Genomic DNA, 20,445 nt, shown 5'->3' on the forward strand with positions numbered 1-20,445 from the left:
GTGTGTGTTTATATGTTTTATTTGTTTAATCTCTTATTTGTTAAATCATTTAATCGTTGGCTTTTCCGATTAAACAATTAACCGGTTAACCGATTAAACTAATTTGTCACTAGGTGAACAACATCTTCACCATCATTTTCTTTCCAGCTTACAATTACTTTTTCACCATTAATAGCATCTACCTGACGGCCTCTGTAATCGGGTTGAATTGGCAAATGACGGCTGAAACGTCTATCTATTAAAACCAATAACTCAATTTCTGAAGGTCTTCCGAAAGATTGAATGGCAGTTAAGGCAGAACGAATGCTTCTTCCTGTAAACAAAACGTCATCAATAAAAATGACTTTTTTGTCTTCGACTATAAAATTGATTTGGGTTTTATTGGCTTCAAGCGGTTTATCAGTACGACGGAAATCATCTCTAAAAAAAGTGATGTCCAGATATCCTAAAGAAATTTCAGGAACCTTGTATTCGTTTTCTAATATTTGTTTTAAACGTTCAGCTAAAAAAACGCCTCTTGGCTGAATTCCAACTAGAATAGTTTCAGAGAAATCAAGATGTTTTTCGATTAACTGACAAGCCAAACGATGGAGTATGATAGTAACTTCTTTAGAATTAAGTAATACTTTTTGACTCATAAGTAATTGTAATGTTTGGTTGGGCAAATATACGAAATCAGAATTTATTTGTTGGGGTGTTGAGGTTGGAAATATTTTTATTGATATTTAGAAAACCATTTTGTAAATAAAACTTTAGCTTTTATAAATGACTTTAATTTTAAAAATATATTTTAGCAGAATTAACTTATTTTCATCTTTATAATATATATCAACCTAAAAACATGATTTTGCATGATGTTATCAAACATATAAACTAAATCATGCACACTTTTACACTAAACATTTTCAATCGTAAAAAAATGAATGATTTATTAAAAATATATCGTGATTCAAATCAACTAGACTTTGAAAAAATATGGAAAGAAGGAACTTTTGTCTTTGACGCAAATGTACTACTTGATCTTTATAGGTTACCAGAATCAGCCAAAAATGACTTATTAGGAGTACTTCAAAATGACAATTTTAAAGATCGAATTTGGATTGGATTTCAAGTATTTCTAGAGTATTTGAGTAATCGATTATCTGTGATCGGGGATCAAAAAAATATGTTTGCTAAAGTTAAAACAGCAACCTTAAGTACGATCGAAAAAATCAATACTATTAATGCTGAATATAAAAGCGAAATCGACAATCATAAATTATCTCAAAGACATGCTTTAATAAATCCTGAACATTTTTTGAATGACAGTAGTTTTAAAAAAAGCACTAAAATTTTCAGAAAGTTTGTAAAGCATTTAGAAAAATTAGAAAAACAACAAGCCGATGTAAATGACAGCGATAAATTAAGAGATTTAATTACTACTATATTTGAAAATAAAATTGGTTCTACACTTACAAAGGAGGAATTGGAAGATATTTACAAAGAAGGAGTAAAAAGATACGCTAATAAAATTCCACCAGGTTACATGGACAATAAAAAAGATGGATCTTATTATTTCAAAGAAAATGAATACATAAGAAAATATGGTGATCTTACATTTTGGAAGGAAATCATTAAGCACGCTAAAAAACAAAAATTAAAATACTTAGTACTTGTAACTGGAGATGTAAAAGAAGATTGGTGGGAAGAAAAAAGAGGTAGAAAAATTAGTGCAAGAAAAGAACTTTTAAATGAGATTTATACAGAATGCCCTGACTTAGAAGTTTTTTATTTATACAATACATCTTCTTTTTTACAGTTCGCAAAGAAAGAAATTGATAATAACATTAAAGATTCTTCTATAGATGAAACATTTAAATTGATAAGCAATTATTACAATGAGCGTGCTATAAAAATTGGAGATATTTCTCCTAATAAAAAAGAATATTTAAAACAACTTTATTCACTTAATCAATCAATTTCGACAAATCATCTTAAACTTCAAGATGTAAATTCGCAACTTTCAAAACTTAATTTATATCGGGATAATTTATACGAAAAAAGCAATCCCTTAGATGACATAAGAGAACTTGCTCATAATTTAGCTTATACAGAGGAAGAATATACAGAGGAAATTAATGAAATTCAAAATAGATTGAATCTTGATATGGAAATACAAAAAAGATTAATAGAAAAACTTAAGCTAGAAGAATAAAAAAACTGTATACAACAACTGATACAAAGGATTTGAACAATTAGCGTAATTGAAAATTGGTTTTGCATTTAGAATGATTTAGCAGAACAGCTCTCCGAAATCTCCTGACTTCGTAGCAACAACAATAGAACACAACTAAAATCTAATGGATAAATACCAAGAAACTTTTGAAACGTGGAATAAAATTGCCAATCTCTATGAAGATAAGTTTATGAATTTAAGCTTGTACGATGAGACTTACGATTTCTTTTGTAACATTCTAAAACAGGAGCAAATAAACATATTTGAAATTGGTTGCGGGCCAGGAAACATTACAAAATATTTATTATCCAAAAATCCCAACCTAAAAATTACAGGTATTGACATTGCTCCAAAAATGATTGAATTGGCAAAAGCAAATAATCCTTCTGCCAACTTTGAAGTAATGGATACAAGAGAACTTAGCACATTAAATCAAAAATTTGATGCCATTATGTGTGGCTTTTGCTTGCCTTATTTATCCGAAGAAGATTGTTCTAAACTAATAAATGACTCGGAAAAAATACTTTTAAACGATGGGATTTTATATTTAAGTTTTGTTCAGGGAAAACCTTCTGAATCTGGTTTTATTTCTGGAAGCACTGGTGATCGTACTTATTTTTATTATCATTCTTTAGAAGATATAAGCAATCAACTTTTAAGACATCATTTTGAGGTAATTAAACTATTCAATGTAAATTATCCAAAAGCTGAAAGTATAGAAATTCATACCATAATAATTGCTAAGAAAAAAGGATAGTCAATTCAAAAATTATCTCCAAATCCTAAAACATTTCCCAAAAATTCTATAACACATTTTTCTGATTCCTGAAGTAATTTTAAATATCAATTTAAAACATCAGAAGTCATGCAAAATAAAATACTAAGATTGTTAATGGTATTTGTAATACTGTTTTCATTTACAAGCTGCGAAGTTATTGGAGACATTTTTAAAGCCGGAATGGGATTCGGGATATTTATCGTAATTTTTGTGGTTGCGATTATTATCTGGATTTTCGCAAAAATGTTCGGCAGTAAATAAGACATAAAAAAATCCCGTTATTCTCATAACGGGATTTTTGTTTTTATTAAAGATTGTACATCTTTTTTCTTTGTTCCTGAATCTTTTCATCATCAAGATATTCATCAAATGTCATGTAACGGTCGATTACTCCGTTTGGCGTCAATTCTACGATTCTGTTACCAACAGTTTGCGCGAACTCATGGTCATGCGTTGTGAAAATTACAGAACCTTTAAAGTTTTTCAATGAGTTATTGAAAGCCGTAATAGATTCCAAATCTAAGTGATTTGTTGGTTCATCAAGCATTAAAACGTTAGCACGCTCCATCATCATTCTAGACAACATACAACGTACTTTTTCTCCTCCAGATAAAACTCTTGACGTTTTTAAAGCTTCTTCTCCAGAAAAAATCATTTTCCCTAAGAAACCTCTAATAAATACCTCATCACGCTCTTCTTCTGTTTTAGCGTATTGACGTAACCAATCTACTAAAGTCAAGTCGTTTTCGAAGTATTTGTGGTTTTCAGCTGGTAAATATGCTTGGTTTGTAGTAATTCCCCAATCAAAAGATCCTGAATCTGCTTTTTGTTCACCATTTAAGATTTCGTAGAAAGCTGTTGTTGCACGTGAATCTTTAGAGAAAAGAACGATTTTATCGCCTTTTGCCATATTCAAATCAACATCTTTAAAAAGAACTTCTCCATCTACAGATGCAGATAAGTTTTCAACATTCAAAATCTGATCTCCAGCTTCACGATCCTGATCAAAAATAATTGCAGGATAACGACGGCTTGAAGGTTTGATTTCAGAAATATTCAATTTCGAAATCATTTTTTTACGAGAAGTTGCTTGTTTCGATTTCGCCACGTTTGCACTAAAACGACGAATAAATTCTTCCAACTCTTGTTTCTTCTCTTCTGCTTTTTTGTTTTGTTGTGCACGTTGTTTTGCCGCTAATTGGCTAGACTCGTACCAGAAAGTATAGTTTCCTGAATAGTGATTGATTTTTCCGAAATCAATATCAGAAATATGTGTACAAACCGCATCTAAAAAGTGACGGTCGTGAGATACAACGATTACAGTATTTTCGTAGTTTGCCAAGAAATTTTCCAACCAAGCGATTGTCTCGAAATCCAAATCGTTGGTAGGCTCATCCATAATCAATACATCAGGATTTCCGAAAAGTGCCTGCGCCAAAAGCACACGAACTTTCATTTTTCCTTCCATATCAGCCATTAAAGTATAATGATCTGCTTCTGAAATTCCTAAGTTAGACAACATCGCAGCAGCATCAGAATCGGCGTTCCATCCGTTCATTTCTTCGAATTGAACCTGAAGCTCCCCTATTCTGTCTGCATTTTTATCATTATAATCTAAATAAAGTTCATCCATTTCTTTTTTAACAGCGTACAAAACTTTATTTCCCATTAAAACGGTTTCCAAAACTGTATGCTCATCGAACATGTTGTGATTTTGGTTTAAAACCGACATACGTTTTCCTGGCTCTAAATGAATATGCCCCGAAGTTGGGTCCATATCGCCTGAGATAATTTTAAGAAATGTAGATTTTCCAGCACCGTTGGCTCCAATAACGCCGTAAATATTTCCGTGAGTGAATGTGGTATTTACTTCGTCAAACAAAATTCGTTTGCCAAATTGAACTGATAAATTATTGACTGTTAACATGAATGTCTTTTTAATTAATTTGGTGCAAAAGTAGTGAAAAAGGTTCTAAGTTGCAAAGATACTAAGGTGCTAAGGTTTTTTATGCGAACGAATATTTCTCGCAGTCCCAATAGCTATCGGGATTGCGAGATTAATTCATCTAAAGCTTACTTTCTTTAGCTAACGCAACTTCCAGACTTTCGAAATTCGGCAGAACTTTCGAAATCATTCCTTCTTTGTTTATAATAAAATGCGTTGGAAATGAATTTAGCTGCAAAGCTTCATTCATATATTCTTTCATATCAGGAATTACGGAATACGAAAGTGGTTTTCTTGCTAAAAATGTTTTTAATTGCTCTGGAGAATCTTCGGCTAAACTTATAAAAAGAATATCTTTTTGGTCTTTGTAATCTTCTACTAATTTATTGACTTGTGGAAACTCTCTGATACAAGGCGTGCAGTGAATGTACCAACATTTTATTACGATGATTTTTCCTTTCATGGATTCATTCGTTACCAAATTTCCGTTTAAATCTTTAAATGAAAATTTTGGAAATGCGGTTCCTTCCATTTTGAAGTTTTTATAAGCATCAAAACCAATTTGGTTTATTGTTGCTTTTATACTTGTATCGGTTTTCGGCTGAATTTTGAATAGTTTATAGACATATTCACTAGATTCTGATTTTAAACGAATTGGGATAAAATTTCCGTTTGCTAATTGATCCAAAAAAACTTCTTTTGAGATTTCTTTCGAATTAAAATCAAATGCCGTAAAATCTCTGGAAAGCATTATTTTTTTACTCTGATAAATTGACCAATCGCTAAAAGTTTTCTGAATTTGAATGGGATCAACTTCTGGATTTCCAAGTTTGTTTTGGCTGAAGCTTGAAGTGAAAAATAAAAATATAATTATAATAGTGAATGATTTTTTCATGAAGTTTTATGCGATAATTCTAAGGTCAAAAATACTGATTTCTTTTTAACTGCAATGAAAGCAAAAGGTTTTCACTGGGGACACAAAGGTCTTGTCTGGCATTTGCCATCTCTCCTTCGTCGAGATGACAATATTGTGTTTAAATTTAGACATAAAAAAAACCTGGCAATAGAGATTTGCCAGGTTCATAATGCGCTTTTCAAGGAGAAAACCAAATAACAAATCTCCCTAATTCACAGCATTTGTTTGAAATAAAAATTAGATTAAAAAATAAATAACCAAACTCAATTTTAACCGTCCCAATTTTTTATTTCGAAATTTTCAATTCTTTACTCTAGTTTAAAAAATTCATTACTTTGAGTGTTTTTTTGTTTCCTGCTTTGTCTGTCACTATCACTAAAAATACTTGTTTAGATGAAAAATTATGATTCTGAAGCAGTACTTCCTTATTATTCAAAGCGTTTCTCTTGCTTACTAAATTTTGTCCAAAAACATTAAAAACATCAACTTGAGCAATATCTTCATTGTCATTTGAAACTAGTAAGGCATCATTTCTAAAATAGGCTATCGTTGCATCGTTTTTTGGAGAAATATCATCAAGAGCTAATGTTTTTGCTGCTGATTGCGATGCAAAATAAGCGGCATAAGCATTAGACAATTCAGATGAATTACCACAAGAAGATGCATCCCAGTTTACAGACCAAGTCATTAAACCTCTTAAAGAAGGATATGGTCCGCCTGGCTGCATAGTGTATGTTCTTCCTGAAAAAGTGGTTCCCGTTCTTAAATAATTCATAGCACTAATTCCTTCTGTCGGCGTTAAATAACCGCTACCTGCTGCACTTGGACAAGCTGGTAATGCAATAAGAACTTTTGAAGCCGGTAAACCATCAAAATGCATTCCTGTTGTAGCAATGTTATATCCTTTTATTACCATATCAGTTAGAGCTGTTACCATGTTTGCTTTCTTAGCTGTACCATAATATTGACCATCTAATCCGTTTTCTCCTCCTGTATTATACAATTGTACCGCTAACAAATCCAATTCATTACGCAAGTTTTGAATAATTGGCAGGAAAGAACCAAAAGTATCTGTATAAGTAGAATACCCTCCTTGTACATATTGTGTTTCCGGAGCTGCAGTTAATAAAAATCCAGGTCCATAGTACGCTTTTAATTCTTTGCAAGCATCTACTATGTTTTTTAATCTTGGATAAGCAGAAATACCCGCATAAGAAATATCTCTTAAACCTCCTGCGTTAAAATTCATCGATCCGCCTTCAAAATCCAAATCAACTCCATCAAATTGATACTCATCAATAATGGCTTTTAGACCATTAACAAAAATATTTTTTTGAGTTACATTGTCTAAAACAACATGACCATTTTGACCTCCGATAGAAACAATAACAGGAACGCCGCTATCTCTTAAAGATTTGATATCATTTTTCAACAATTGCTTATTGAAAACACCATTGGTCAAATATCTGTTGTCATTTGTAGTTAATACTGGTGTATAACCATCACGATTAACTGTTTCTACGAAAGAATAATCAACTACGTTAAACTTTTTCCCCACCATTTGAGAAAAATATAAAAATGGCGCTGAAGTATTTTCCCAAGAATGTGCATACCCTAAAATAATTTTAGACGGAAGCGGAATGAATCGATTAGTGCTCACTGGAGCAATTTTAATGGTATTGTTTAATGTAGTTACGGCAGCTTTATTATCGGTTGCTTTAATTACAACTGGATAATCCTGATAAGCAGATGGTGTGAAATTATACGTGTAAGTATTATTTGTACCTGCTGTCATATTGAATGTACCTCCGTTTATAGTAATAGTAACACCTGAAACTGATCCGTCACTATCTACAGCTGTAACTGAAATTGGTACAACTTGAAAAGTACTTTGATTTACAGTAGTATTCGATGGCGAATTCCAAGTAATTACTGGCAATGAATTTGGGCAGTTTGCACCTGAACAAGTTAATGTAAAACTATATGTTTTTGAATCTGTTGTTCCGTTTGATGCAGTAGCCGTAACGGTTAAAGTATGACTAAGCGAAAACTGATTTGCGACTGGTGTCCAAACCGCTGTATAAGTTCCTGAAGAATTAGTAGCGCTCAAACTTTGTCCATCTAAACTAAATGCCACAGATGAGATTGTAGTAGCATCAGCAGCACTTAATCCAACACTTGCAACAAAATTAATTGATGATCCTAAATTTATAGCAATCGTCGAAGCTGTTGGCGCCGTAATGGCAACCACTGGCTTAGTTGCAACCACCGCTTGTCTATTAAAATTATAAACTGTTGGTGTTGTTGGAACTGCAAAATTGGCTAAGTTGTTTGGATAATAAGTCACTTCACCATTTTCCCATGTGTTTAATTTCAAGCTTAAAATTTGAGTATAACCTGCTACAACTGAATTATCGAAAGTATAATTTCCTGATGCATCTGTTGTTGCTAAAACACTCTTCCAGTTGTGTGTACTGTCTGTCCAAGGTAACACGATTTCTACTTTAGCATTGGCTACTGGCGTTGTTCCGTCTTTAACACTACCGCTAATTAAATTTGTGGCTGCTGCCAATGCTGATTTTGCTGTAGAACTTGTATTAAAATTATAAACCGTTGGGTTTGCAGGAACAGCAAAGTTTGCCAGGTTATTTGGATAGTAATTTACTTCTCCGTTTTCCCACGTATTCAATTTCAAACTTGTTACTGTTGTGTAACCTGCTACAACCGAATTATCAAAACTGTATTTCCCTTGCGCATCAGTCACAGCAATAACGCTTTTCCAGTTATGCGTGCTGTCTGTCCATGGTAAAACTATTTCTACTTTGGCACCAGCAACCGGATTTGCTCCGTTTTTAACTGTTCCGCTTATTTTGTTTGTACTTACAACAACATCTTGTGCAAAGTTCAATGTTTTATTGGCATTCAAATTCGAATAAACTGTTGAAGCTGGTGTAAATGTTTGTCCTGTTAAAGCTGCAGTTACTGTATAGTTTCCGCCAGAAGGCAAACTAAGAGAATAACTACCGCTTGCATTTGTAACCGCTGCATAACTTCCACCTGAAAAACTAGCCGTAACTGTTACGCCAGAAACTGGAGCTGTATTGTTTAAAACAGTTCCGCTAACAGTATAATTAACTACTGCCGCACCCTGTGCAAAGTTCAAAGTTTTATTTGAATCAATTGCGTTATAAACTGTTGAAGCTGGTGTATAAGAGAATCCAGATTTTGCCGCCGTAACAGTATAACTTAATCCTGCTGTTAAACCTGCAACACTGTAAACTCCGCTTGCATTTGAAACTGCTGTTAACGTCGAACTTCCTGAAACCGCAGAAATAGTTACACCAGAAACTCCTGTGCTTCCGTTAAGAACTGTTCCGCTTACTGTATAAGTTGGTTGTGTTCCGTTAATAACAACTGCTGTTTGATTTACCGTAACATTTGTTAAAGTTACAGGAGTAAATGTATAAGTCGCTTTTAAAGCTGTCAATGTATAATTTTGTCCTGAAGTTAAATTGTTGAATGCAAAATTTCCATTAGTAGAAACCACTGTTTGAATAACAGCATTACTTGCATTTCGTAATTCAACCGTAACATCTGTAACTAAAGCTGATCCGTTTTTTACAGAACCCGAAATACTTACCGTTCCCGGAACAACGCTTCCGAAAGAAGTATCAACCTGAGTTAGCAATGAGTTTGGAATTGAACCTCTTGTATCCTGAGATAATTCCCAAATCATTCCTCCAGCTAAGTTTTTAGATTTTATATACTGAACTTTTAAATCCATTGATTGTTTATCTTCATAAGAAATAAACTCTTTTGTCGTAGCATTATATAAATAAGGAACTTTTGTAGTATTATCAAAATATCTTACCCATCCTGCTGCTGCAGCAGATGCCGTTACCTGCATTGTATTTGGATCTAAATAAGCATGTGAATTCGTAACCGGATTTCCAACTAAATCACAAATTTCAATACTCCCTGAACGCTCGCACGCTCCAGAACCATCCCAAGTTCCGATTGGGTTTTGCGGATTTGTACATCCTCCAACTATATCCCTTGGAGCCGAAACGAATAATCCGTTTGTTGAGTTAGTGGCAACGTGATCGAATTTTTTTCCGTAAAAAGGCAATCCCATAATTAATTTATTGGCTGGAAAACCAATTACGTTTAGATATTGATTTGTTAATTCATCTAATGATTCAGATTGTGTTGCACCATACAAAGGATCATTAGGGTTTCCACTTGCATATAAAGGAGCATTGTAGCATGTTTTATCATACCAGTTTCCTCCGAAATCATATCCAAAATAAGTGATATAATCGCAATATGTAGAAATATCTTCAGTCATTCCGTATTGTGATCTGTTGTTTGGGCCTAAATATTGCTTTGCTACATTTCGAACATTGTTTCCTGCAGCGATTGTAATCAGCTTATTTGGCATTGCCTGACGCATTGCTTTTAATAAAAGCACTAAATTTTTATTGTCATCAGGACTGTATTTTTGTGCAGGAACAGGCGCTCCATTCACTACTTCTGTACCATCAGTTCCGCCTGAAAGAGGATATTCCCAATCGATGTCGAAACCATCAATAAACGGATAAGTCACAATGAAGTTTGCCATATCTGCTGCTAATGCAGCTCTAGCTACCGGACTGGCAGCAATTGGCGAAAGATCCTGACCTTTTGTCCATCCTCCGACAGAAATTAAAACTTTTAAATGAGGATACTTTTGCTTAAGTTTCATTAAGTCATAAAAGTTTCCTTTTACGGGAGCATCCCAAGGGATTCCACCTTCCATATGCTCATAATCAGCATAGGTATCCAAACATTTCAATTTTGTATTCTCCGGATGCGCCGGATCATACGTTGTACCATAAAAAGAATAATTTAAATGCGTCAATTTACTTCCATCAATTTTCGGAACGTTAAAATCCCGGGCATAAATAGACCATTGCGCATAATACCCTACTACTTTTTTACCGTGAGCTGGTTGGGCTAACGAAAGCAAGGGAAACAATAACAAAAAGAGCAATCTGTAATAATGTTTCATAGTTATTAATATTGGTTAATAGAAAATAAATAATTGGGCCGAAGCAGTTTTCACTGCTGGGTTTCGCTCAACACAGGTTGGAAGGCTGCGTCGATTGGAAATAAACTCAAATTAAATTCTATAGATAAATATTACTATTACTGATTCTTTATAATCATTAGCAAATAGTAGTGATTGATATTTATTTATAATTTTTAAAAAATTACTATTAAATACAACTGATAAATTTGGGACTACTCATCAATTAACTCTGTTTTGTCATGTTTTAAATTGTACTCTCTCTATTTGGTTTTTAAATGTTAATACTCCGTTAGTGGTTATTTTGTAATTATTCTGTTTGAGATGTGGAATTAAAAAGAATCTAAAAGTTTAATTATAATTACCTCTGCCAAATGTTTTTTTGGCAGAGATAATCAGCATTCTTAAAACAATACTTAAACTTACTAAATACTAATTCAAACCAAATCTTTATATTAATTTCTTTAAACCTGCATAAACTGCAAGCTCAACATCAGCATATTCTTTTGTATTGCAGTCTTCGATTAATTTCTTCAAATCTTCTGATTTTAAAGTCGATTTATTATCCAAAACCAATAAAACCTGTTCTGACGCATCACTTAATTTTTTTGATAAAGGAAGGAATGACTGTACTAGTGGCGCATTTGCACTTAATTCATTTAATCCTTTATTCACAGAAATCCATTTCGTTAAAAATGATGTCACTTTAGCTTTATTCTCAGGCGTTTTATTCGCTACATATTGCGTTACTGCTTCATTAAAAGTCAAAGCATCTTTTGCGTCTGGTGTGCATGCATCTGCGAAAAGCGTTAATGGCGAATACATTTGATATTCAGTTCCGCCTTTGTTTCGCGTGTATCCTTTTAATGGTTCACAAACATTCGAAAACTCATTTAACAAACTGATATCCTGATTGTTTGCTATATTTCTTAAGATTACTGCTTTGTTGCGAATATGCGTCAATCCTAATTCTTCAAGTCTAAATGAAACTACATCTAAACGCTTACGCATATTTGAAACATCTGTAATATCTTCTGCTGACCAAAGTCTTTCTGCAATTGCAGCTGTTCTTGGCCAAACTCTTGAATCAATTGTCGTTTCAGATGCAAGCTCTGTCCACATTGTAGCTTCTCCACCTAGAATTCTTGCTTTTTCTTCTGCAGTCAATACAGCACCTTTAGGCATCGGATCATTTAAATAATGGCTTTCAACCGGATACATCAAGTCGATATAATAACCGTTTGATAGTACGGTTTTATATCCTTTTTTTACAGCATCAACTAAAGACTGTCCAGCTGCCATTCCTTCATTTGCGCCTCTCCAAGAATGAACAATTGCTTCTTTTGAAAGATCTTTAGTTAAAATTTCTTCCCATCCCATTAATTGTTTTCCATGTTTTTTAAGCATTGGAGCCAACTGCATAGTGAAATAGGTTTGTAATTCGTGGTTTGTTTTTAAATTATGTTTCTTTTTAAACTCTTGAATTTTTGGGTTGGCGTCCCAGTCTTTCCCTTCATTTTCATCTCCCCCAATATGAAAATAAGCGCCTGGAAATAAGGGACAAACCTCATCAAAAAGTTCACTTAAAATTTGATATGTTTTAGGATTTGAAGGATCTAATGTTGGCGAAAAAATACCCGCATTTCTTTCAATTCCATAGGTAGCAATTGCTGTTCCTTGAATATTTTTTTCAGAAGTTCCTCCTGTCAACGTAATCACTTTGCTTCCAATTTCTGGATAAGCTGTTAGTATCGAAGATCCGTGACCTGGAACATCTATTTCCGGAACTATTAAAATACCGCGCTCATCAGCATATTTTACGATATTTTTAATTTCCTCTTGTGTGTAATATAATCCATCCGAAGCAACCTCAATTAGCTTTGGATGTTTTTTCATTTCAATTCTCCATCCTTGATCGTCAACCAAATGCCAGTGAAAAACATTCATTTTCATTGCCGCCAATCCGTCAATATTTCTTTTGATAACATCAACAGGCTGAAAATGTCTTGAAGCATCAATCATTAAACCTCTCCATGTAAATCTAGGTAAATCTGATATTTGTGAATTCGGAAAGTAGAATGAGGTATTGTTATTCTGCAATAATTGCAATAAGGTTTCAAGACCATGCAAGGCACCTAAATCACTTGTTGCATTTATTGTGATTTTATTTTGTTTGACATCTAAATGATAACTTTCATCTTCATACAAAGCAATTTTCCCGCTTTTGGTACAGTTTATCTGAAGCTCAGCTGCTGGAACTTCATTTAATTTTGTAATAAAACCTTGAGAAAAAAACATACCAGTCCGTCCATCTAAACGGCGCAAAAAACGCGTTACCCCTCCAAAAATTCTTGGATTTGGGTTTCCGGTAATATTTACTTTAAAGTTTTTAGTTAAAGTAAAATTTCCGTCGTTTATAACAACACTCTGAGGCCAAGGCATAAGATTTAGCTGCTCTTTTTGAATCTGAGCACTAGATGTTAAACCTGCAAATAGTAGGACTAATAAATACTTCATTTTAATTTTTTTGAAATGATGTTTCTGTGAAGAAACATTAATAAATAGATAAAAGAAACAAAACTCAGAATGATCTCTATTGAACCTCACTAATCGCTATGAAACCAATCTGAATTTTGTAATTCGACTCGCTCTAAATACGAATCTTAAATTTTATTCTAGTAATCAAAGCGTTTAAAGGCTTCAATTGCTTCATATTCTGCTAAACCTAATTCATCGTAAAGAATCGCAGTATTTTTGTTTCGGTCTTCGGCTCTAACCCAGAATTCTCTTGAATCATTTCCTTGGAACATAACTCGGTCTTTTTGAGACTGGTGATACAAGATTGCATGACGTTTCAACAATACTTCTGATGGAGAAAGTGGAACTGCCATATCAATTTCGTGGATATCCCATTCGTGCCAAGCTCCTCTGTACAACCAAAGCCAACAATCATCCATGTATTTTTCTGGTTTCAATTCTTTCATGGCTGCAAAAATTGCGTTCAGACACACTTCATGCGTTCCGTGTGGATCTGCCAAATCTCCTGCTGCAAAAACCTGATGCGGTTTTATTCTTGCGATGATTTCTTTTACAATAGCAATATCTTCTGGTCCTAACGGATTCTTTTTTACCTGTCCAGTTTCATAAAACGGAAGATCTAGAAAGTGTGTATTTTCATCTTTTAAGCCAATGTATCTTGTTGCTGCGTAAGATTCTCTCCTTCTGATTAATCCTTTTAGTTTTCTAACTTCAAGAGAATCTATTTGATTTTCTGATTTGTTGTTCAAAAATTCAATAACCGATTTGAAGTTGATATCTTTTGGAAGATTTTCTCCAGCAAAATCGTTGCAAACTTCAGCGAACTTCAATGCCTCGTCGTCAGTAACTGCTATATTTCCAGAAGTCTGATATACGACGTGTACATCATGTCCTTGTTTGATCAATTTTGAAAAAGTTCCTCCCATAGAAATCACGTCATCATCTGGGTGCGGACTGAAAAGAATCACTCTTTTCTTGGCTGGATTGGCTCTTTCCGGACGATGCGAATCATCTGTATTTGGTTTTCCTCCTGGCCATCCTGTAATGGTGTGCTGCAGAACGTTGAACATATTGATATTCAAATCATAAGCAGAACCTTCCTGCGCCAAAAGATCAGACATTCCGTTATTATTGTAATCTCTATCAGTAAGTTTTAAGATGGATTGTTTCGTTTTTTGGCACAACCAAACAATTGCTTTACTTTTTAATTCCTGATTCCAGATGCATTCTCCAACAAGCCAAGGCGTTTTAAAACGTGTCAACTCAGAAGCTGCAGATTGATCCAAAACAAAAGTTGCATTTGGATGATTTTGTAGAAATGTAGCAGGAACCTCAGAACTAATATCTCCCTGAATTGTTCTTTTGATGATATCAGCCTTATTTTGCCCCCAAGCCATTAATACAATTCGTTTTGATCTCATAATGGTTGAAACTCCCATCGTGATCGCACGTTTTGGAACGTTATCAATTCCGTTGAAATCAGAAGAGGCATCAACTCTTGTAATATGATCCAGTGTAATAATTCTTGTTCCTGAATTGATGTGTGAACCTGGTTCGTTGAAACCAACGTGACCTGTACGTCCAATTCCTAACAACTGAAAATCTAAACCTCCAGCTTGTTTAATATTCATTTCGTAATCGATGCAATATTGATTCAATTCATCAATTGCAACTGTACCGTCAGGAATATTAACATTTTCAGGCTTAATATCAATGTGATTAAAAAGATGCTGATGCATAAAATAATGATAGCTCTGATTATTCTCTTTTGACATTGGATAATATTCATCCAAATTAAAAGTGATTACATTGCTAAAGCTTAATCCTTCTTCTCTGTGCATTCTCACTAGTTCCTCATATACCTTTATAGGAGAAGAACCTGTTGCCAAACCTAATACGCAAGATTTGTTTTTTTCTTGCTTCAATCTGATTAACTGAGCAATTTCCTGCGCTACAATTATAGATGCTTCGGCAGAATTTTTGAAAATTTCGTTGTGAATTTTCTCGAATCTTGTCTCTTCAAATTTACCGGCGCTTTTATAGCTGATATCAGGTTTAATTTCTAAAGCACTTTTCATTTTTTTTCTTTTTTTGGTATGTACAATTTTGGTTTTTTAAATGGTATAAGTAATTCACATTACTTATACCATTTTCAATTACTAACCAAACTTAAATTCTTTTAACCTTAAATTCTTTCTTAGAAATTAGGACCTGTAGTATCCCACCAAAGTCTTGTTCCTCCAGTATCTGGCCCATTTAACTTTGCAATTCCACTAGCAACTCCGCCTGCATTGGCAGCTTTCTCAGATGTTACATAATTGATTCTTCGAACACCAAATTGAGTGGTAATTGTTCCTCCACTATAATTTTTAAGTACTGGGAAAAGTTTTGGATAACCTGTTCTTCTGTAGTCAGACCAAGCTTCTTGTCCTTCTGGGAAACCAGCAATCCATTTTTGAGTAATGATTTTTTGCAATTTAACTTCATTTGTTGCTGCAGCATCCCAAGCAACTGTAACGTTATTTAACGCAGGTGAATTATTCTCTGGGAAGTTTGGATCTACATAAGCAACAGCAGTTTTTACGTTATCTGCAATATAAGCTGCTGCACCAGAAGCTCCTCTTTGATCAAATGAAGCTTTAATACCTTCTTCATATAATGCTTGAGCTGTTCCATTCATATTCCAACCTCTCAATGCACCTTCAGCTCTTAAGAAATAAGCCTCAGCTGTAGTCATTAAAACAATTTCTTTAGATCTAACAACAGAACCGATACCAGAAAAATCCTGGTGATCTCCTTTACCGTTAATTGCAATACCTGTACGCACACCTTTGTATTGACCTGGAAATTGAGTTGAAGTATCAAAATAAGTTGCAGTTCTAGGGTCATTATATCCTTTTAGGATAGACTCCATATCAGCTGACATGCGGATATCTAACCAAGAACCACTAATTGTAGCGATTGGGTTTGTATAAACTGGAGATACAATTTTAAATAAATCTGCATTTGTTGTAAATACTCCAAATTTATGTGCTACTGCTTTTTCAGCTTGAGTTTTAGCTAAAGTTGGATTAACTTTTACTATACGCATTGCAAGTCTCAAACGTAAAGTATTTGCAAATTTTACCCAAGCTTTATAATCTCCACCATAAGCTGACAAGTCTGTACTAACAAATGTTGAAGGCTCTCCAGCATCTACTCTTTTAGTTAATTCAGCAACAGCTGTATCTAATTCAGCAAACATTTGATTGTAAACCTCTTCTTGAGAATCGTAAGGAATTGTTGTTTCTGGCGAACCAAATTTAGAATAGATAATTGGTCCCCAAGTATCAGTAACTCTATGCATTCCTTCTACTTTCAAAATCAATGATAGTGCATAAAACTGATCGTATTTACCTTTTGATTTATTAGCAATATCATATGCATTAAACATTACATATTTATAAGCATAATCCCAGTTGAAAACATTCCAACCATCAACTAATGAATAAGTAGTATTGTTAATACCTCCTGCAAATCCAGTTGGTGTAGCCATGTATCCAGACCAGATATCACAACTTAAACCTTGCTGTAATTGATAAACCCATTCTGGAGTCAATACTTGTATATTGTTAAACATTGGAGCGAAACCTCCTTTAATGTTATTAAAATCCTGTTCTAACTCCTTTGGTGTAAAACCATTTGGATTAGTATTTATATCTTCAAAATCACCTGTACAACCTACTGCCGTAAGTAATGAGATACAGATAGCTGCTTTTGCTATTTTATTTAGTTTCATTTTTTTTAAATTTAGAAAGTTACATTTAAATTAAGACCGATACTTCTAGTAGATGGCAATCCATAAATATCAACTCCTTGAAGACCTTGGCCAGTACTTAATGCAATATTTGGATCAAAAGGAGCATCTTTGTAGATAAAGAATAAGTTTCTAGCAATTAATGAAATACTAGCTGTATTTAAGAAAGGTAATGTTTTGCGGTTAAAGTTATATCCTATAGACACCTCTCTAACACTTACGTTAGTTGCTGAATAAACATATTCACCAGTAATACCAGCTCTACCACCAACTTGTGTATAGTAAGATTTAGCATCCATTGAAGTAACTACTGTTCCGTCAGGTTTAACTGCATTGATAGCAACACCACCTGCATTTCTAGCATCTCCAGTTGCTTTTGAAACTCCAAAAGAGTCATTTTGAGCTTGAGTCAAACTCATTACATCACCTCCAAAACGACCATCAAGCAATACATTTGCAAAGAATGGACCAAATTTGAATGAGTTAGAGAAACCTAACATGAAATCAGGATTAGAATTACCTACTTCTTCAAAATCAGTTTTTTGGAAAGTTCCGTCGTCATTTAATAAAATTCTTCCTTGTGCATCTTTTTTGAAGTTGATACCTTCAATAACTCCATAAGGTCTTCCTTCGATTAATGCATATCTGTAGCTGTTTACTCCAGCCTCAGTTAAATTAACTCTGTTTCCAATGTTGTCAGGAAGCTCTTTAACTTTGTTTTTATTTTGTGAGAAGTTGATAGATGAATCCCAAGAGAATTTATCCCCTCTGATAATACCCGCATTTAACACAACCTCAATACCTTTATTCTCAATACTTCCTGCATTAAATCCGTAAAAGTCAACACCTTCTTGGTTTCCAACTGGAGCAACAACTTGTAAATATTGGTTTTTAGTTTCAGAATTATAATATGAAACCTCAAAACTGAATCTGTTATTAAACATTCTCCACTCTGTACCAAACTCGAACTCTGATTTTAACTCAGGTTTCAAAGTAGTTCCATTTTTTGGTCCAGCACTTGGTTTTGGATCTGTAAAACCTGGTCTGAAGTAATATGTTGGAGTTGAAATGAAAGGGAAAATATCGTTACCAACTTGCGCATAAGTACCACGTACTTTTCCATAATTAATCCACTCTGGCAATGTTGTCATTTCACTAATAAGAGCTGTAACCCCTACAGATGGATAAAAATAACTTGATGTTCCAGTATTAGCCAATGTTGAAGACCAATCGTTTCTTCCAGAAAGATCTAAGAACAACATATCTTTGTAACCAAAAGTTGTAGCAGCAAAAACTGACTGTACTTCTCTTCTAGAATCAATTGTCTGATAGTTATTTGCATTATTTACAAAATTAGCTAATGTAAACCAGTTAGCATAAACTAGACCTGCACTAATTCCTGAATCTAAAATTGTTTTTTGATTTGTTAATGTATTTGTGATACTTGTACCAACGTTAGCGTTGAAAGTAAAATCATCTCCAATTTTTGTATTAATTGTAGCAATTAAATCACCATAACGTTGTGTACTCAATGAGTTCTCAGAGTAATATCTACCATTTGCATGAGAAAGAGTTCCTTGAGTTGTAGCAAATATTCTTTTATCAAAAAGACTTGTTATTCTATTATAGCTATATCTTGAAGCAATAGTTAACCAATTATTAGCTTTGTATGATAAAGACAATGCTCCATTAAAGTAATCATTTTTGTCTTCAGATTTATTTCTGTTGATAGCCCAATATGGATTTTGCATAATATCTCTATTAGTCATCCAGTTTTGCGCCATTAAATTTCTTGTTGGATCAAAAACTTCGTAGTTTTCTTTGTACTCATTAAAGTCGTTACCTCTTGGCATTAAATAAACACCTGTTAATGGGTTAAAGTAAAATCCGTTAACTGGCTTATTAGCAATTGTTTGACTTGTATAGTTTGCATTAGCTGCAAAAGTTAGTTTGTCATCAAAAAATTTAGCAGTTTGACGAATTCCAAAGTTATTTTTCTTTAAGCTATTTCCTGGAGTAATACCGCTAGCTGATGTATTAGCATATGAAAAAGCTGTAGAAGATTTTTCAGAACCAAGTGAATATCCTACTGAAGTAATTTGTGTTACTCCCGTATTGAAGAAATCTTTTACGTGATCAGGAGAACTTTGTTTAGCTCCCCAAGATTCGTCTGCTCCTGCAGCAGCAATATAATCTGTTTGGAATTTAGGAAGATAAGCAGCAGTTTCAAAAGTAGTTACAGAAGAAGCAGCAATATTTGCTTTTCCTTCCTTAGATTTTTTAGAAGAAAGTAAAATTACACCGTTTGCTCCCTGAGAACCATATAACACAGAAGCTGCAGCACCTTTAAGAACTGTCATTCCTTCGTAATCATCAGGATTCACTAATGAAATAACATCTCCTCCATCACGGTTACCTCCAGCTAAACTACCAAATGTATCATTAGGTTGCCCAGAACCAGAATTTAACATTGGAATACCATCAATAACATATAAAGGTTGGCTATTAGAAACAGAAGAGTTACCACGAATTACTACTTTTGTAGAACCTCCAGTACCACCAGCACTTTTTGTAACAGCAACACCGGCGATTTTACCAGCAATTGTATTAATAACGTTAGCATCTTTTACACGAACTAATTCATCTCCTTTAAGCTCTTGTGCAGCATAAGTCAATGATTTTCTAGTTTTCTTAATACCTAAAGAAGTTACAACAACTTCACTCAAAGCATTTGAAGATGCATTAGCCATTTTTACGTTAATTGTAGTAGCATCTCCTACAACTATCGTTTGTGTTTCAAGGCCTACATAGCTAAAAACTAATGTCTGTCCCTTTTGTGCTTCGATTGTGTACAATCCATCAAAATCAGAGCTTGCTCCTTTTTGACTTCCCTGTACTAAAACAGAAGCCCCTGGCAACGGCATTCCATTAGAATCTGTAATCACACCTTTGACATTTTTTACCTGAGCAAGTGAAACTTGCGCCGTAAAAACAATCATAAAGATTAAGAAAATTTTTTTCATGTTTATTTATTTTGTTAGTTATGACGTAAAATTATTCTTAAGGCATTGTTAAAAAAAATAAATTATACAAACAACCTCAAACTTTAAACAAACGACATAAAACATTCAATAATGCGTTTTGCGAAAACGTTTTCAAATAAAAATACTTAGGTGTTTTCAATAATTT

11 protein-coding genes are annotated in these 20,445 nt (G+C 33.7%); 3 read left to right on the top strand and 8 right to left on the bottom strand.

The features are described 5' to 3' along the window. Positions 1-98 precede the first annotated feature (98 nt). Positions 99-638, bottom strand: a complete 540-nt coding sequence (gene pyrR / locus FN795_RS11910; RefSeq protein ID WP_008468864.1) for a bifunctional pyr operon transcriptional regulator/uracil phosphoribosyltransferase PyrR — start codon at positions 636-638, stop codon at positions 99-101. Between the two features lie 281 nt (positions 639-919). Between pyrR and FN795_RS11915 the strand changes: the two genes are divergently transcribed. The 3 genes from FN795_RS11915 to FN795_RS21425 all read left to right on the top strand — a co-directional run bounded on the left by FN795_RS11915 (position 920) and on the right by FN795_RS21425 (position 3,254). Next, positions 920-2,194 carry a PIN-like domain-containing protein gene (locus tag FN795_RS11915; RefSeq protein ID WP_142450812.1) on the top strand — a complete coding sequence of 425 codons (1,275 nt, stop codon included), beginning with the start codon at positions 920-922 and terminating at the stop codon, positions 2,192-2,194. Between the two features lie 145 nt (positions 2,195-2,339). Continuing rightward, positions 2,340-2,972, top strand: a complete 633-nt coding sequence (locus FN795_RS11920) for a class I SAM-dependent DNA methyltransferase (RefSeq protein WP_142450813.1) — start codon at positions 2,340-2,342, stop codon at positions 2,970-2,972. A 108-nt stretch (positions 2,973-3,080) separates the two neighbouring features. Continuing rightward, positions 3,081-3,254 carry a hypothetical protein gene (locus FN795_RS21425; RefSeq protein WP_167498076.1) on the top strand — a complete coding sequence of 58 codons (174 nt, stop codon included), beginning with the start codon at positions 3,081-3,083 and terminating at the stop codon, positions 3,252-3,254. A 46-nt stretch (positions 3,255-3,300) separates the two neighbouring features. On the opposite strand, the gene FN795_RS11925 is transcribed toward FN795_RS21425, so the two are convergent. From FN795_RS11925 to FN795_RS11955, 7 genes are all read right to left on the bottom strand, one after another. After that, positions 3,301-4,920, bottom strand: coding sequence for an ABC-F family ATP-binding cassette domain-containing protein (locus tag FN795_RS11925; RefSeq protein WP_142450814.1), 1,620 nt, complete (start codon positions 4,918-4,920; stop codon positions 3,301-3,303). 139 nt (positions 4,921-5,059) lie between these two features. Further along, complete coding sequence (locus tag FN795_RS11930; RefSeq protein ID WP_142450815.1) at positions 5,060-5,833, bottom strand: TlpA family protein disulfide reductase; 774 nt, start codon at positions 5,831-5,833, stop codon at positions 5,060-5,062. Positions 5,834-6,167: 334 nt separating this feature from the next. Continuing rightward, positions 6,168-10,904: a T9SS-translocated chitinase ChiA gene (gene chiA / locus FN795_RS11935; RefSeq protein WP_142450816.1), complete on the bottom strand. Its 4,737-nt coding sequence runs from the start codon at positions 10,902-10,904 to the stop codon at positions 6,168-6,170. Between the two features lie 468 nt (positions 10,905-11,372). Further along, positions 11,373-13,439, bottom strand: a complete 2,067-nt coding sequence (locus FN795_RS11940) for a beta-N-acetylhexosaminidase (protein WP_142450817.1) — start codon at positions 13,437-13,439, stop codon at positions 11,373-11,375. A 158-nt stretch (positions 13,440-13,597) separates the two neighbouring features. Next, positions 13,598-15,538, bottom strand: a complete 1,941-nt coding sequence (gene nagB / locus FN795_RS11945; protein ID WP_142450818.1) for a glucosamine-6-phosphate deaminase — start codon at positions 15,536-15,538, stop codon at positions 13,598-13,600. 119 nt (positions 15,539-15,657) lie between these two features. Continuing rightward, complete coding sequence (locus FN795_RS11950) at positions 15,658-17,238, bottom strand: RagB/SusD family nutrient uptake outer membrane protein (RefSeq protein ID WP_142450819.1); 1,581 nt, start codon at positions 17,236-17,238, stop codon at positions 15,658-15,660. Positions 17,239-17,249: 11 nt separating this feature from the next. Further along, complete coding sequence (locus tag FN795_RS11955; RefSeq protein ID WP_142450820.1) at positions 17,250-20,279, bottom strand: SusC/RagA family TonB-linked outer membrane protein; 3,030 nt, start codon at positions 20,277-20,279, stop codon at positions 17,250-17,252. Between the last annotated feature and the right edge of the window lie 166 nt (positions 20,280-20,445).

The sequence above is a fragment of the Flavobacterium resistens genome (genome assembly GCF_900182645.1).
GTDB lineage: Bacteria > Bacteroidota > Bacteroidia > Flavobacteriales > Flavobacteriaceae > Flavobacterium > Flavobacterium resistens.